The sequence below is a fragment of the Flavobacterium sp. YO12 genome (genome assembly GCF_004119495.1).
In the GTDB taxonomy this organism is placed as follows: Bacteria; Bacteroidota; Bacteroidia; order Flavobacteriales; family Flavobacteriaceae; genus Flavobacterium.
Map to the genome: position 1 here is coordinate 1 of NZ_NRQU01000084.1, position 17,042 is coordinate 17,042.

Below are 17,042 nucleotides of genomic sequence, written 5' to 3' on the forward strand. Positions count from 1 at the left end.
GGCTTTTTTTATATTTTTAGGCAATTTTATTTGTTTTTTGCACTTCGCATTTTGCGTGCTAAAAGTGTATTTTTTAACAACATTGCGATTGTCATTGGTCCTACTCCACCTGGAACTGGGGTAATGAATGCTGCTTTTTTGCTTACTCCGTCAAAATCTACGTCACCTTTAATAACATATCCTTTTGGGTGTGATGCATCGTCTACACGCGTAATTCCAACGTCGATAACCGTTACTCCTTCTTTTACCATATCGGCTTTTAAAAATTCAGGAACTCCCAAAGCTGTAATAATAATATCGGCATTTTTAGTGAATTCGGCTAAGTCTTTAGTACGACTGTGAGTTAAGGTAACGGTTGAATCTCCTGGATTTCCTTTACGGCTCATCAAGATACTCATTGGGCGTCCAACGATGTGGCTTCTTCCAATTACAACGGTATGCTTTCCTGCAGTTTCTACTTTGTAACGCTCAAGCAATTCCATAATTCCGAATGGTGTTGCTGGAATAAAACTTTCCATTTCAAGCGCCATTCTACCAAAATTTGTTGGGTGAAATCCATCTACATCTTTATCAGGATCGATCGCTAATAAGATTTTTTGCTCATCGATGTGTTTTGGTAACGGTAACTGAACGATGTATCCGTCTAAATTGTCATCTTCGTTTAACTCTTTAATTTTAGCTAACAATTCCTCTTCGGTAATTGTTTCCGCCAGACTCACTAAAGTTGAATCAAATCCGATTTCCTGACATGATTTTACTTTACTTCCTACGTAAGTTAAACTTGCTCCGTTGTTTCCAACCAAAACTGCTGCTAAATGAGGTACTTTTCCTCCTGCTGCTTTTATAGATTGAACTTCGGCTGCAATTTCGTTTTTAATGTCGTTAGATGTTTTTTTACCGTCTAGTAGTTGCATTTTGTTGTTTCAAGTTTAAAGTTTCATGTTTCACATTATTTGCGAAACTTAAATATTTATGTAATTAAAAAAGTTTCAAATTTCAGTCTCTAACTTGAAACCTGAAACTTGAAACTTTTAATTTTATTATCTCGGCATTCCTCCTGGCATTCCTTTCATGCCTCCCATCATTTTCATCAGATTTTTTCCGCCTGGACCTTGCATCATTTTCATCATCTTGCTCATTTGGTCGAACTGCTTCATCAACTGATTTACCTGCTCGACTTTAGTTCCAGAACCTTTTGCGATTCTGGCTTTTCTTTTTACGTCGATTATGGCTGGTTTGCTTCTTTCTCCTGGCGTCATCGAATGAATGATTGCTTCGATATGTTTGAAAGCATCATCTTCGATCTCTACGTCTTTCATGGCTTTTGAAGCTCCTGGTATCATTCCAACCAAGTCTTTCATATTACCCATTTTCTTTACTTGTTGAATCTGCGTTAGGAAATCATCAAAACCGAATTCGTTTTTAGCGATTTTCTTTTGAAGTTTTCTTGCTTCTTCTTCGTCAAATTGTTCTTGAGCTCTTTCTACAAGCGACACAACGTCACCCATACCAAGAATACGCTCAGCCATACGATCTGGATAGAAAACATCAATTGCTTCCATCTTCTCGCCTGTACCCACAAATTTGATTGGTTTGTTTACAACCGATTTAATCGAGATTGCAGCTCCACCACGAGTATCACCATCTAATTTCGTTAAGATAACTCCATCAAAATTTAAGATATCGTTGAAGGCTTTTGCTGTATTTACAGCATCTTGTCCTGTCATAGAGTCTACAACGAACAATGTTTCTTGTGGTTGAATTGCTTTGTGAACACGTGCAATTTCATCCATCATTTCCTGATCAACTGCTAAACGCCCGGCTGTATCGACAATAACTACGTTGAAACCATTTGCTTTTGCATGTTTAATTGCATTTTGAGCAATTTCCACAGGATTTTTGTTTTCTGGTTCTGAGTAAACCTCAACACCTATTTGATCTCCAACAACATGCAACTGATTGATCGCCGCTGGACGGTAGATATCACAGGCTACAAGAAGTGGTTTTTTATTTTTCTTTGTTTTTAAGAAGTTCGCTAATTTTCCTGAGAAAGTAGTTTTACCAGAACCTTGAAGTCCAGACATTAAAATAACGCTTGGATTTCCAGATAAATTAACTCCGGCAACATCACCTCCCATTAATTCTGTCAGCTCATCTTTTACCAGCTTCACCAATAATTGTCCTGGCTGAAGCGTTGTTAAAACGTCCTGACCAATTGCTTTTTCTTTTACTTTGGTTGTAAAATCTTTGGCAATTTTAAAGTTAACATCGGCATCAAGTAAGGCACGACGAACTTCTTTTAAGGTATCGGCAACGTTTACTTCTGTAATTTTACCGTGTCCTTTTAATATATGGAACGCTTTATCTAACTTATCACTTAAATTATCAAACATACTATTTTCTTTATTTGAAGTGCAAAGATAATCTAAATAGCTATTTCAGGCAATTTTTATTTATACGCATTTTTTGCCGCAAAGACACGAAGGCGCAAAGTTTTTTCGCCACGAATTACACTAAATTTCCCTAATTGCGAAAATTATTTTTTCACTCTCGCAGATTGGACAGATTACTTTTTAGAGTAAACAAAAAAATCAGCTATATCTGCTAAATCTGCGAGAAACAAAAAAGGCGCAAAGAATAAAACCTTTGCGCCTTTGTACCTTTACAGCTATGAACCTTTAAAATTAAAACTGGAAGTAAATAAACGGCTGTGAACCGGCTACCGCTGTTGCATAAACAATCCAGTAAACGAAACCTAGAATTACTGCTTTTAATAATAATGGTGTTTTGTCAAAAACAAATTTCATTTTATCTGTTATTACTTCCGGCAAGAAATGCCAAACATATCCAAACAGCATTAATAAAAATACATTTTTATACCCTAAAATTATTGCCTGCCAATGTTCTGGTTCGAAAGTTAACTGACCGATATTATTAATTACCTGCAAAGCGGTTTCGAAATCTCTTGCACGGAAAAAGATCCAGCAGAAAACTACAAAATGAAATGTAATTACGATTGAAAAGAATCTCCACAAGAAATTTGAACCTTCTTTTTTGGATGGGAAAAATTCCATAAAAATTTTATGAACGGCTAATGCTAAACCGTGTAATGCTCCCCAAACAATAAATTGCGCTCCTGCTCCATGCCACAATCCTCCTAAAAGCATTGTTGTAAACAAATTCAGATTGGTTACTAAAGTTTGTCGGCGTTTGCTTGAAAGTAAAAAAGACAAGCAAAAAAGTGCAATTGAACCAAATGCAATTACTAACGGAATTACACTAGTGCTGTAACTTGTTATTCCCCACAACAGCAATCCAAAAAAGAATAAACTCGGGAATAAATATCCTGCAAATGATCCTTCTCTATTTCCACCTATAGAAATGTACAAGAAATCTTTTAGCCAAGTTGAAAGCGAAATATGCCATCTTCTCCAGAAATCTGTAATCGATGTAGATTTATAGGGTGTTCTAAAGTTGGCTGGTAATTTGAATCCGAGTAATAAAGCGATTCCTATTGCCATATCTGAATATCCAGAGAAATCACAATAAATTTGAATAGCGTAACCGTAGGATGCCATTAAGTTTTCGAATGAAGTATAACTCATTGGTGTATCAAAAACACGGTCGACAAAATTTACTGAAATGTAATTTGAAATTACTGTTTTCTTAATTAATCCTCCAATAATCAAAAACAAAGCGTTGTTGACATCTTCTTTTGTTAGATTTAATTTTTGATAAATCTGAGGAAGAAAATCTTTGGCACGCACAATTGGCCCGGCAACTAATTGCGGGAAAAAGGAAACGAAAAACAAATATTCGATGTAATTTTTTGTAGGCTTAATTTCTTCTCGATAAATTTCAATAATATAACTCATCGATTGAAAAGTATAAAATGAAATTCCGACTGGAAGAAATATATCATGGAACTTAAAATTCCCATTGAACATATCATTGTAAGTCGCAATCATAAAGTTGGTATACTTGAAATATCCGAGTAATCCTAAATTTAGAATTACACTTATAACCAGATATAGTTTTTTTCGACTGTCTTTTGTTTCATTATAGATAATTTGGCTTAACCCATAATCTACAACTGAAGAGAGCAGCAACAGTAAAAAGTAAATTCCGCTTGACTTATAATAAAAGAAAAGCGAGAAGAGAATAACGTAGGTTAATCTTAAATAAAATGTTTTGCGCAAAAAGCCATACACAAAATAAAAAACCAGAAATAATCCTAAGAATAATCCCGTATTAAATAATAGTTTTTCGTCTGGATTATAGATAAACCAGCTTTTTACTTGTTCTATTGTAATTGCACCAAAATGACCTATGAACCAATCATTAATGCTGTCTATTGTTATCAATTTAATTCTTTAATTTAAAATTTTCGTATGCTTTTAAAAATGCCTCTGTAAACAAGCTGCCTTGTTTTTCATATCCTTTTTTGGAATAATGAACCCAATCTGGTCCAATTAATCCAGTAGTTTTCAGATTTCGAATTCCGTCCATTCCGCCAAGTTCACCATATAAATCCCAAACTGCAAAACCATCTGTTTTTGCAATTTCAAGAATACTTTTTGCATAATCTCTAATATAAACATTTGGTCTTCTCGCTTTGAGCAGCGAAGGCGGCGGAGTTGTAACTATTATAGAAACAGTACTATTATGTTCTTTTACTTTTTTTATAAAATCACGTAATTCTTCTATATAGGCAGCACTTTCCATATGATCATAACTTTCGTTTGTTCCCAGCGAAAGAACCAACAAATCTGGATGCAATGATTTTAACTGCTCAAAAAACAAAGGATATTTATTATAATCTGAAAATTTTGCACCATTTACACCTATTCCACTATAAATAATCCCTGGAGCATCTTTTTCTAGAACAATTCCGTTAAGCTCATATTTTTCTGCATTTTTGTTGGGAAGCAGATAAATCTTATCCAACGGTTTGTCTGAATGGTAGGTATGAGAAAACGAATCTGATTCTAGATCTAAAGTGACAAATTCTGAACTTACAATATTCTTTGGTTTAGTTTCATTGGTTGAAATTTTTAATACTCTTCCGGCACGAATATTATTAGATTTTAAGTGATTGTCTCTTTTTATTTCGGCAATCGACACATTGTATTTATCTGCAATCGTCGAAATTGCTTCTCCTTTTTTTATTTTATGTGTTATGACTTTTCGCTCTGTTGTCTGAATTGTTTTTGTTTGGGTTGATGTCGCCAAATTAAACATATCCTGATTTTGAGGTGTTATAATATAAATGGAATTAAATTTATAAGCAGCATCTTTAATATTCAATTCAACAGCAAAACCGTCATTATCTCTCCAAAGTGCAATTCCGCTTAAACCAACGGGACAATTTTTAAAAGGATGAATATTGCGATAGCTTTCCCATGCTCTGTTTGAATAAAAACGTTCGTTGTAAGAACCATTTGTTTTTGCCAATTGATAAGGAAAAACTAAACCTCGCCCAGCATTTCCAAACTTTTGCTGGAGATTTTTCCTGATTTCATTGGTCATTAAATCACTCTGAATATGAGAATCTCCAATGTGGGCAATATTTATTTTATGATTATTATTGCTTTCATTATCCTTTACTTTCTTAAAAAATGACTCTAATACAACTGCATTATAAATTTGATTACCTGAAATAGGCTCAATTACTGCTGTATCAATCTTATGAATCATATTTTTTGTTATTGAAAGTGAATCTATCTTCGGAGTTTTATCGTTTGTTGAGAAAAAAAGACAACAAAAGAAAATAATTAGTCTATTCATTTACGCTGTCTATTTTTACAGATACGGAATCTGTTTTTGGCTTTTTACTTGTTCTAGTTGTAACCCCTGATTCGCGTTTTTCACGTAAAACTTTATATTGTTCGTAACCTTTATTTAGTTGATTGTACAACAAATTACCAATTGCTTTTGCACCTCTTTGATTAAAGTGTGTATAATCTTTATTGGCTTTTGCTGGAGCTTCGTCAACCCATTTTACCATCGAACCATCACCTCCCATTAAGGTATACAAATTAACAAATCCAGATTCTGTTTCTAATGCATATCTTTTTTGAGCTTTCATTAAAGGAACAACGGCTGAATCTGTTTTCATTTCTAAATCATATTTAGTCGATTTATCTGCTGTTGAAACAATTAAAATTGAAACTCCTGGAAATGATTCTTTTATTTTGTTAACGGTTTTTGTCATTCCCTTTTCGTACCAAAAATAATTTTTAGTTCCATAATTCAATACGTTGGTTCCATAATGAAGAATAATCAAATCGTATTTTAAACTGTTATTAAAAGCCTTCATTACATTGGCATCAAACATCGAAATTGGAAGTCCTGAATTTCCTCTTTGAGAGAAATTATCAACATGAACACCGCTGCCATTGTCAAAATTAAATCCATAAATTGGAATTGAATCGGCATGAATAAAATTTGCTTTAAATGCTTTTATACTTCCTGAAGTCACTTTTAAACTGTTTACTAGATTACCTGGAGCCAGCGTTTTTCGAAGTGTATCTTTTCCGATTATAAAGTTTACATTTCCTTTTTTAGAAGATCTTCCGTAAAATAAGGTTGGATTATCTAAGGTTTTTGTATGTTTTGGAAGTCCGGCTTCGTATTGAACCCAAGTTGTGTTTGATTTGTCATTTGCAAAAAACACGTGTCCGTTTACACCAAAAGGACTTGTTGGTCTTTTTACATTTAAATAGGATTGGGTTTTCCAGTTTTTAGAATAAGTCGATTTTACTGATCCGCGTGAAGCTGCAGATTCTGATGTTATAGGCACAAAACCTACTCCGTTTCCGCCAAATCGATCTTGATAATTTGTTCGAACGTCTTGTACAATTAAATCCCCGTCTGTCATCGAATCACCATAATAAGCAATTCTTACTCTACTTTGCGGATTCTGTTCCAGCTGATATAATTTTTCATAAAAAGAAATCAGGTATTGATATCCTTTATAGTTATCAAATGTTTCTGATGGAAACTCAATTCCTTCAGATGCATCATATACAATTTTTTCCTGACCCAATTTACGTTCGCTTTCTGCAATGCTGTCACTTTCTAAAGACGAGGAATCTTTTGCTACAGACTCTAAAAGCAGACTGTCGATTAGTACATTTTTTGAATCTACTTTACTGTCAGAAAAAATCTTATCTGGCAAGATTTGCTTAAATCCAATGAAAGCTACAAACGCTAATGCTACGATTGCAAAAGACTGAAAGAAATATGATTTTGTATTCACTTACTAATTATAATTTGAAAGGTAGGATTTCAAGAATTAATTATCAAAATTCCTGTTAATTCTGTTTGAAAAAAATAATGCGCAAAGATAGAATTAAATCGTTCATTTTTTGCTCATTTTAACAATAAAGAAAACAAAAAAAAGAGGCTAGAAAAATCTAACCTCTTTATCAAAAAAAAATAAAAAAACAAAGCTAATGATTAACTGAATTTTTAATGTTTTTAGTACTGTATTATTTCAAGATAGCGTATTCTAAAACAACATTCCCTCTTTCTCCTGCATCATTTGTCATGGTAAGGAATTTAACTTTATAATAGTTTCCTGCTGCATCTTTAACTACATAAAAACGATCTGTTCTAATACTTGGTAATGAACCATTTTGTCCTCCGCCATTTCTCCAGTTAGCTCCAATCATTCTTTGATCAGTAACAGAAGGTTTAAAACTATCTTCTACAACTTTTGCCTTTGTAAAATCAGCGTAAGATCCTCCTGCAGAAACTAAAACTTGGTAAACTTGCGTTCCTCCTTTTGAATTTGAAGTAATAAAATCTGAATATGCGTAAGTAACTTCACCACCAGGTCCCATGTTTAAATAATTTGTAAACACAGTAAAGTTTAAGTCCCATTTCGCTTTTGCAGGTTCAACTGAAACCGTATTTCCTGAAGTTAAACTAAAAAATGTGAAATTAAAATCGGCATCTTTAGAAACTGTTTTTTCTGTAAACGTTTTTGAAGCTAAATCAGCATACTGAATTTTATACCCATTACCGCTTCTTAAGATTCTAACTTTCTTCCATCCTCTAGGATCTCCATCAACTGCAACATTACCAGGATTTGCTTTTGCAGTTCCTACTGCATATCCAAGATTTACCAAATAAACTTTATTATCTGCATCTGTAGCAGAAATTTCTGCAATTGCTGTTCCGATACCTGCTCCAGCACCTGCCAAAACCCCTGTAGGATTATCAACATATCCGTTTGAAGCTTGAGTTTCTCCTCCTCCTGCTAAAACTTTTATATCGATTTCTTGTGCTACTGTAATATCAGATGTCTCTAATTTTTTAACAGCCATTCTAATTGATCCATTAAGGATTACTCTAAAATCTGTACCTGTAGAAAATCCAAAATCCCAAGCTCCTCTATTTACAGATTTAGATTCTGCAGTACTTAAATCAAGATAAACTTGATTGGGCTGATTTGCTCCACCTACTGATTCTTTCAACGTTTCTCCTACCGTTGGAACTTCAACTGGAGTACTATCATCATCACTTGAACATGCTGCCAGCGACAATAGGGCTATTGATAAAAATAAAAGTTTTTTCATTGTATTCTGTATTTATATTAAAGATTAAGGTTATATGCTAATTTTAAAAAATAGGAACGGCCGTATGCCAGCATTACTTCTCCTGGTGAAGCATGAACCGCATTTTGATTTGTACCTGATTGTATTACATTGGTGACATTAAGAATATTTCTTGCTCCTAAAGTGACTTCAAATTGATCTTTAAAGAAATTTTGTCGAATTGAAGCATCAAGCCAATTGCTTGGGTCGATTGTAGATAAAAGATAAGATGACGAACCTTCTACAAACTGCTGTGTTCTGCCATTGTATTTATAATAACCAGAAATTATAGTTTTCCATTTCGGAATTATATACGATGCACTTGCATTTAAATTAAAGGAATAAAGAAACTTATCGTCTGATGTAAATTCTTGATTTTTTATCTCTTGAGAAATTCCAACAATCGCTGCACCAAAATTAAAAGATAGATTGCCTTTTTTAAATTGATTCATTGTCGAAAAATTCCACATTCTGTATTTACTGATATTAACGTATTCGTATTCTGGATTACCTGTGTCAGGATTGAATCTTACCAAAGCCATATCGATTCTATCATCAACATCTAAATAACTTCCTGCAAACGTGTTTGAAAGTTGAATTCCTGACGAAAAAACAGTTGTTTTTTTAAGACTAGCTTCATAAGACATACTTGTTTCTGGAATAAGATTTTCGTTTCCAGTAAAAAAATGCCCGTCAAAGATTTGTTTTGAATATAACTCTTCGAAAGTCGGTGTTCTAAATGAGCTTCCATAAGAACCTCGAAGTTCAACTCCTTTATCAAACAAATATCTCAAACCAAGAGATGAAGCATATTGATTATCAAATTGAGATTGTGCAGAAAATCGTATTCCTGGTCTAATAGAAAATCGCTGCGTTGCCATGATTTCTGAAGAAGCAAAAAAATCGTAGTTTTCAAGTGTTTTTCGAACAGGCGACATAATATTATTTGCTTCTTGAACAAGGGAATAACCGCGATTATTAACAAACTCATATCCAATTTGCAGATCAACTTTTTTGTCTGAAAAAAAGTTATTCAACGTTCCTGTAGAATAAAGCACTTCCATCGACTGATCTTTGACCGTAACATTATTTGCTTCTGTTTTAGTAGATAAGTAATATCTAAAATCTTCTACATCTCGTGCTTGTTTTTGATGGGAAAGCGAAACATTGTAATTCAATTGTGAAAACAGTTTACCTGTCGCATTTAAGTTATGAAAATAACGATTTGTTAAATATCGTTTGTCATCTGCATAACGATACGAACCTAAAGTAGAATTATACCCAGATTGTACTGTACTATTATAATAATCTACATTTTCATCCAAATACTCGAATTTGTAGAAAAATCGAAAATTATCTTTATGGTATGCGATTACTGCTGAACCGTTTAACTGGTCTTTTGGAAGCCATCTATATCCTCTTGTACCATCATTTTCACTATAATCAATTCCATTTTTATCGCTCAAATATCCTTGAAAATCATTTCGATTGGCACCTAATGAAAAATACCAATTTTTATTAAATGTATGAGATACTTTTAAAGCCTGTACGTGGCGTCCTTCCTTAAAAAGAGAATATTCATCACTAACCGTTTCTTCTTGAACTGATGCTGTAATTCCCCATTTATATTTCGAAGATTTTTTGGTTATAATATTTAAAACACCACTTACAGCATTAGCTCCATAGGTAACTCCCATTGAACCTTCAACAATTTCAATATGATCAACATCATTTAAATTGATTTGCGATAAATCAACATTATTTCCTAAACCTGCCTCATTAACTAACGGAACATTATCTATCAAAATTTTAAAATACTGTGCGTCTAATCCAAATAAAGAAACTGTAGATCGACCGCTTGTTCCACTTGGTCTTACTGTAATATTTAAATATTGATTTAAAACATCAGCCAAATTATTTGCTGCTAAATTTTGTATATCCTGATTTGAAATCACACGAACATTAAACACCGATTTCTTAATTGATTGTGGCTCAAACTGCCCGGTAACAACAACTTCAGAAAGTTTTTCTCGTGAGGCAATAGTATCTTTTTGCTGTGCAAAAGAAATTTGACAAAAGGGCAATGCTGCAAAAAGGATCAATTTTAGTTTCATTATTTTTATTCAGTCTTAATAATCGATGCAAATATATAACTATTTTTAATTGTTCTAAATAAAATTTATATATTTGCAAAAATTTAAAAACAAAACAATAAGTTATGATTTCAAAAAGCCTCTACTTTTCAGCCATTATGGCTTTGACATGCAGCCTTGGTTTCAGTCAGGACGCAAAAAAACAGCAAGACATTAAATCGATCAAATCGATGTGCGGTTGTTATGAAGTGAAATTTAATTTTGCAGAAACTTTTCAATATGCTAAAGATTCAGCAACATACAAACCTTCACAAACTAAGCATGAATCTGCTTTAGAATGGGTAGAATTGCTAGAAGACACTCCTAACAAAATTGTGATGCAGCACTTATTAATTGTAAGTGATGATATGATTATTAAACACTGGAGACAAGATTGGCTTTACGAAAACACAGACTTATATTCATTTGATAAAGGAACTTCTTGGAAGTATAAAAAGTTAGATAAAAAAGCCGTAAAAGGACAATGGACTCAAAAAGTATATCAAGTAGATGACAGCCCGAGATACGAAGGATCATCAACTTGGGTACATGTTGACGGAAAAGATTATTGGGCAAACGTTGCTGATGCACCATTACCAAGAAGAGAGCAAACTCACCGAAATGATTACAATGTTTTAAAAAGAAGAAACATTCATGAAATCACGGCAACTGGCTGGAATCATGAGCAAGATAATGACAAATTGGTTAGAGATGACAGCGGAAAAGATGTTTTGTTAGCTCAGGAAAAAGGATTTGATGTTTACACAAAAGTACCAGATATTAAATGTATCGCTGGTCAAAAATGGTGGGTTGCAAACAATGCACTTTGGAAAAATGTTCGTGATAAGTGGCAAACTTTATTCGACAGACATCAAGATTTAAACTTAGAAGCTAAAGTTGACAGAAAAGCACTTTACTCACTTTTGTTTGACTTAAAACCAAACGCAACAAAAGCTGAGAGTGATGCAATCATCAACAAGTTCGTAAAATAAAAAATGTTTGTGTTAGTTGTAAAAAAGCCGATAGTTTTAGGACTATCGGCTTTTTACTTTGAAGTAAAATTTGTCTAAACTATTAACCTAGACCCTTTATCTGTATTTTTTTTCATTAAAAAACAGTCAATCTAAAATGGTTAGAAACACGACTAATTAATGATTAAAACAATTTAATCTATATCCCAAAATAATTTTGTAGACAATTTATCTCCCCCAATTGCGGCAGCAGCAGCATTATAATTTGTAGCATTTAAAGTCTGTTCTCGAATTGGGTAAGCCATTCTTGACGGAATTTGTCCATTTGCAGCTGCATCAGCATTTGGCGGCGGCGTAAGGGCAGGGAAATTTAACCTTCTTGTAAATGTCCATCCTTCAAAACCTCTATTGTACATAGCATACCAAGCTTGCTCTCCAATTTTTTGCTGCCAAGTCCCTGCAGCAGTACTATACGCTACTGTTGGCTGTGCTAAGTAAGCATCGGCTGCAGCTGTTGACATTCCCCAATCTTGCATTGAAGCTTTGATCGCATTATTGTAATGAGATTCTGCACTGCCATCAACAGCAATACCCCTTTCTACTGCTTCTGCTAATAAAAACTCAACTTCTGCATAATCCAAATATGTTCCTTTAAAATCAGGTGCTTGGATTAAATCACTGATATGTGTAAATTTTCCAAAACTATTTTTAACTCCAATCACTCCTCCTTTATATGGCAACGGATTTCCATCTTCGTCTTGTAAGTTTTGAGCAAAATAAGCTTTTGTTCTAGGGTCGTTCTTAGCTACTAATGCATCTACAAATGGTTTAGCGGGCACAAAATCGTGTCTGCCTCCAAAAACTAAATCTACAAAAAGCGGGTTAGTATTTGGTACATTTTTCTCGTAAGCTATTTTCGCATTATCAGCATTAGATACAAATACATCTTTTGACGCAGAAATAATAGCGGCATTTGCAATAGCATCCTCCAAGCCTGAAGCTTTAAGATTTATCCCTAGTTTCAGTTTAACACTATTTGCAAATTTTATCCAAGAGGCTAAATTATCTCTGTAAATAACATCTGCATTTCCAAATGCAGCATATCCTGTCTCAATATTGGCAATATCGTTATCAAGACGTACAATCAAATCTTTATAAATATCAACAGCTTTGTCATATTTTGGAAGATAATTTCCTGAACCTTTTAACGCATCTGTGTATGGCATGTCTCCAAAAGTATCTACTAAAATCTGACAAGAATAAACTGTCAAAATATCAATTAAAGCAAGTTGGTTCTTTTTTGTTGCAGTCTTTGCTGCAAAATCAGGATCAGAAGCTAAGATAAATTCATTTTCTACTGCTAATCTTGCCATGACTAAATCACTTAAAGATCCATCATTTGTTGTTGTTCCAGATAAATAAGCATTCCAATGATTTCCTGAAATATTTCTGGTTGTCCATTGATAAACTGATTCATCAATATAAGTAGTCTCTGTCCATTGCTGATTCACTAGTCTAAATATGTTTTTATTTACACTAGTATTAACAACTTGTTCTGCAATACCTTTTTGAGCACTAGTAAAAAGTGAAGCAGCGGGCACCTCTGAAGGATTTTTTTTATCTGTATTCAAGTCCGTCAAATCACTACAAGAACTTGTAAGTGCTAAAACACTTAAAAAATAAATTATTTTTTTCATGATATTATTAAAATTTAAATGTTAAGTTAAATCCAATGTCTCTTGTTGTAGGCAGTGAACCAACAGAATAACCTCTTGAGTTATTTCCAGAAGACAAACCACTCTCAGGATCTGCATAAGGCAGATTTTTACTTATTATCCATAAATTAGAACCTAACAAACTAAATGTAGCAGAGTTTACAAATGTTCCTTGAAACATGCTTTTAGGAAAGTTATAGGAAATAGAAACCTCTCTCAATTTTATATAGGACGCATCATAAACAAATGCTTTCGCTGGTTCTGCTAAATAGCCGTAGTTATTAGAGTAAGTTCCAGGATTTTGCGACACCACTTTATTTGGAGTCCCATCAGGAGCAACTCCTGCGTTTAAAACACCTGTTTCACGAATAGTCCCCACAGCAGTTTCTTTATACAAACCTGTAGCTAGTCCGTAGTACATATCTAAAGAAAAGATATCACCTCCCTTTTGAGTATCGATTAAGAAACCAAGAGAGACGTTTTTGTAGGTAAACTTATTTCTTACACCACCTATCCAATCGGGAGTAATGTTTCCAATTGTATTATCAGATGTAGTAGTGATCATATATTTCCCTGTTTTTTGATCTATTGTAGGCTGACCGTTTGTATAAACATAATCTGTACCTTTTATACTTCCATAAGCTTCATTAAGAGTTGCATTGGTTGTAACACCTCCTTGAAAAGATGCTAATTGCAAATTCTCAATCCCTCCTGGCAATGAAACAACTTTACTTCTGTTGTTAGACCAATTCACAATAATATCCCAACTAAAATCTTTTGTTTTAATAGGAGTTCCCATAATTTGAATTTCTAACCCTTTATTCTCTATATCACCACCATTTACCCAAGCATTTGTAAATCCTGATGCAGAAGATACTGCTGCAGATACAATTTGATCTACAGAGTTTGTTTTATAATAAGTAACATCAAATCCTAAACGTCTATTAAGCATGCTTGTTTCTAAACCAACTTCGAAAGATTTTGTTCTTTCAGGCTTTAGATTAGGATTTTTATTAAGATTAGGTAAAGTATACATTGGTTCATTATTAAAATTAGAACTTCTTGTATAAGTATTTGTTAGTTGCAATGCATCTGCATCATTACCTACTTCTGCATAATTCATTCTAAACTTCCCTAAATTCAACCATTCTGCTTTCATTAAATTGGAAAATAAAATAGATCCTGAAACTGCAGGATATACATACGAATTATTTCCATTAGGAAGTGTTGAAGACTCATCACGTCTAACAGAAGCATCCAAAAAATAGGTGTCTTTGTAACCTAAAGAGGCCTGAGCATAAATACCGTTTACTTGTTTCGTATATTTTGCTTCAGTAGGAAAAGGCAATGCATATCTTGAATTTGATAATGCATATATTCCAGGTGTCACTAAACCTCCAATTGTAGATGAAAGCACACTTTCTTTGTCATTTCTTCTTACGTTCGCACCTAATATTCCTGTCAAACTAAAATGTTCCGCAAATTTTTTATTGAAATTCAACATGAAGTCGTAATTAATTTCCTGAAAATTGTTATCAAATCTCTGATAACCTGAAGTTTCATCAACAGGAGATAATCCAAAACCTGAGGCAATAGAGCCAACAGCTCTTCTTTCTTCTTGAAGTTCTTTATAAGTATCTAGAGATACACGACCTAAAGCACTTAACCAATCTGTAATTTTATAATCTAGAGATGCGTAACTAAACAAACGCGTTCTATTATCTGAAGAATAATTTTGATAACGGGTAAAATAAGGGTTGTCCCAATAAGCTGGCACTAAACCTTCTGCCGAAGTTGGATCTGCCCAATTCCAAGTAACATTTTGTCCGCCAGAAGCTTTATAAACATTTTGCAGCTCTTTTAGATCAGTATTGGTCTGCCACCATTGTCTAAAATTCCCCAAAATATTATCATTATAACCAGTAGAGTTTCTACCCACAGTACTTTGCAGCGTAACGGCGGCATACGCGTTTGCGGTTAATTTATCTGTAACTTTTTGACTAAATCTAGCGCTTAACTGATTCTTTTTTAATTCACTGTTGGGTAAAATCCCCGATTGTAGTGTATTTACATAAGACAATGAAAGACTAGATCTTTCGGTTGCTTTTTCAAGGGATAAGCTATTTACATTTGTCTGAGCCGTTTTAAAAAAAGTTACTGGCCCATTTTTGGCTGCGCTCCAAGGAGTCGCCTGTCCATAATTTTTTGAATATGGAGTAAAGGCATCCCATTGATAAACAGGTTGTCCAGTAAAAGCATCTCCATAAGAAGCATCATTAGATGTATCTACGGTAGGAATAGGGCTTTCGGCATCAAGAAAGGAACTTCCAATTCCATATCCAGATCCATATTTAGTTTGATATTTAGGAAACGTCGATTTGTCAACTGTCCCTACGGTAAAACTGCTTGAAAAAGTAAATCCAACTTTCTTGTCTTCTTTCTTTCCTTTTTTTGTTGTAACCATAACAACTCCATTAGCTGCTCTAGATCCATACAAAGCTGTTGCCGCTGCGCCCTTCAGAATATTTATACTCTCAATGTCTTCCTGATTGATATCAGAAACATTATTACCATAATCATATCCTCCACGTCCAGAAGTCTGAGTCGTTGTATTCGAATTTGAATTATCTACTGGCACACCATCAATAACCCAAAGAGCCTGGTTATTTCCTGTTAGAGATTTATTCCCACGAATTACTACGTTTGTTGAACCTCCAAAGTTTGTGTTTCTAGAAACCTCGACACCTGCAGCTTTTCCTGATAATAAATTAGCCACATTTGCATTTCCTGCACCACCGTCTAAATCTTTCCCAGAAATTTGTTGTGTTGCATAACCCAAAGATTTTTTTTCTCGTTTAACGCCCATTGCGGTAGTTACCACTACTCCTTCAAGCTCTGTAGCATTATCTGTTAACTTTACATTAATCAAAGAGGAATTCGCAAGTACTTCCTGTGTTTTCATCCCTACGTAACTAAAAACTAGAATCTGATTTGTGTTGGCTTTAATTGTGTACTTTCCATCAAAATCTGTTTGAGTTCCCAGCTTAGTTCCTTTAACTAATACGCTGACTCCCGGCAAAGGTATGCCTGCATTGTCAGAAACTGTTCCTGTAATTTTTTTCTCTTGCGCTGCTACTAAATGCATCCCAAGAACAAAAAAAAGCATCACTAATACTTTTAACTTTTGTTTCATCATTCTTTATTTTTTTAATTAATTAACGTCGAACTTAAAAAATTAAAATAATTTTAACAAGAAATAGATGTTTTTTAACAACATTAAATGTAGTACAAATACTTCTTTTGATGATACATAACTGTTAAAATAAAGAATAAAACTTACAAAAAACAACAATCAGGAAGCTAGAAGGAGCAAAAACGCAAAACATTTGCGTTAAAACCATTTTTTAAAGAATTTTTTCAAAAAAGAAATTTTTTATATAAAACATAAAAAAAACCGTCTAAATAAAGTTTAGACGGTTAACTATCCTTTTTTTATTTTCACTAAAAGCTTACTAATTCAAAATAGTTAAAAACAAAAGATTAAGGAAGATATTTTTAAAGATGTCAATTATTTATAAATCTATATAAACTCAAAACATTCTCTTAACCAACAAAACCTAC

The 17,042-nt window shown here is 33.5% G+C and carries 10 protein-coding genes; 1 reads left to right on the plus strand and 9 read right to left on the minus strand.

The genetic code is table 11. The features are described 5' to 3' along the window. Positions 1 to 26: 26 nt before the first annotated feature. From BOW55_RS18880 to BOW55_RS18910, 7 genes are all read right to left on the minus strand, one after another. Entirely contained in the window at positions 27 to 914 is an 888-nt protein-coding gene (locus BOW55_RS18880) for a bifunctional 5,10-methylenetetrahydrofolate dehydrogenase/5,10-methenyltetrahydrofolate cyclohydrolase (RefSeq protein ID WP_129025835.1), read from the minus strand. 126 nt (positions 915 to 1,040) lie between these two features. Further along, positions 1,041 to 2,393 (minus strand): signal recognition particle protein, encoded by a 1,353-nt coding sequence (ffh, locus tag BOW55_RS18885; protein ID WP_012022351.1) that lies wholly within the window; start codon positions 2,391 to 2,393, stop codon positions 1,041 to 1,043. Positions 2,394 to 2,684: 291 nt separating this feature from the next. After that, on the minus strand, positions 2,685 to 4,364 hold the full coding sequence (locus BOW55_RS18890; RefSeq protein ID WP_129025837.1) for an MBOAT family protein: 1,680 nt from the start codon (positions 4,362 to 4,364) through the stop codon (positions 2,685 to 2,687). A gap of 1 nt (position 4,365) precedes the next feature. Further along, positions 4,366 to 5,697 (minus strand): GDSL-type esterase/lipase family protein, encoded by a 1,332-nt coding sequence (locus BOW55_RS18895; protein WP_241686617.1) that lies wholly within the window; start codon positions 5,695 to 5,697, stop codon positions 4,366 to 4,368. A gap of 82 nt (positions 5,698 to 5,779) precedes the next feature. Then, positions 5,780 to 7,261: an SGNH/GDSL hydrolase family protein gene (locus BOW55_RS18900; protein WP_129025841.1), complete on the minus strand. Its 1,482-nt coding sequence runs from the start codon at positions 7,259 to 7,261 to the stop codon at positions 5,780 to 5,782. A gap of 232 nt (positions 7,262 to 7,493) precedes the next feature. Beyond that, positions 7,494 to 8,585: an HmuY family protein gene (locus BOW55_RS18905; RefSeq protein ID WP_129025844.1), complete on the minus strand. Its 1,092-nt coding sequence runs from the start codon at positions 8,583 to 8,585 to the stop codon at positions 7,494 to 7,496. A 17-nt stretch (positions 8,586 to 8,602) separates the two neighbouring features. Further along, the gene (locus BOW55_RS18910; protein WP_129025846.1) at positions 8,603 to 10,717 is read right to left on the minus strand and encodes a TonB-dependent siderophore receptor; all 2,115 of its coding nucleotides are present in this window, start codon (positions 10,715 to 10,717) and stop codon (positions 8,603 to 8,605) included. Positions 10,718 to 10,821: 104 nt separating this feature from the next. Between BOW55_RS18910 and BOW55_RS18915 the strand changes: the two genes are divergently transcribed. Beyond that, on the plus strand, positions 10,822 to 11,727 hold the full coding sequence (locus BOW55_RS18915) for a DUF6607 family protein (RefSeq protein WP_089055850.1): 906 nt from the start codon (positions 10,822 to 10,824) through the stop codon (positions 11,725 to 11,727). A 173-nt stretch (positions 11,728 to 11,900) separates the two neighbouring features. On the opposite strand, the gene BOW55_RS18920 is transcribed toward BOW55_RS18915, so the two are convergent. Together BOW55_RS18920 and BOW55_RS18925 are read right to left on the minus strand one after the other, a co-directional pair. Beyond that, complete coding sequence (locus BOW55_RS18920) at positions 11,901 to 13,403, minus strand: SusD/RagB family nutrient-binding outer membrane lipoprotein (RefSeq protein WP_129025848.1); 1,503 nt, start codon at positions 13,401 to 13,403, stop codon at positions 11,901 to 11,903. Positions 13,404 to 13,410: 7 nt separating this feature from the next. Further along, positions 13,411 to 16,614: a SusC/RagA family TonB-linked outer membrane protein gene (locus BOW55_RS18925; RefSeq protein WP_241686618.1), complete on the minus strand. Its 3,204-nt coding sequence runs from the start codon at positions 16,612 to 16,614 to the stop codon at positions 13,411 to 13,413. Positions 16,615 to 17,042 lie beyond the last annotated feature (428 nt).

Coding starts and splice junctions, on each gene's coding strand:
- BOW55_RS18880 (WP_129025835.1), bottom strand. CDS start 914: ATGCAACTACTAGACGGTAAAAAAACATCTAACGACATTAAAAACGAA.
- ffh (WP_012022351.1), bottom strand. CDS start 2,393: ATGTTTGATAATTTAAGTGATAAGTTAGATAAAGCGTTCCATATATTA.
- BOW55_RS18895 (WP_241686617.1), bottom strand. CDS start 5,697: ATGATTCATAAGATTGATACAGCAGTAATTGAGCCTATTTCAGGTAAT.
- BOW55_RS18905 (WP_129025844.1), bottom strand. CDS start 8,585: ATGAAAAAACTTTTATTTTTATCAATAGCCCTATTGTCGCTGGCAGCA.
- BOW55_RS18910 (WP_129025846.1), bottom strand. CDS start 10,717: ATGAAACTAAAATTGATCCTTTTTGCAGCATTGCCCTTTTGTCAAATT.
- BOW55_RS18915 (WP_089055850.1), top strand. CDS start 10,822: ATGATTTCAAAAAGCCTCTACTTTTCAGCCATTATGGCTTTGACATGC.
- BOW55_RS18920 (WP_129025848.1), bottom strand. CDS start 13,403: ATGAAAAAAATAATTTATTTTTTAAGTGTTTTAGCACTTACAAGTTCT.
- BOW55_RS18925 (WP_241686618.1), bottom strand. CDS start 16,614: ATGAAACAAAAGTTAAAAGTATTAGTGATGCTTTTTTTTGTTCTTGGG.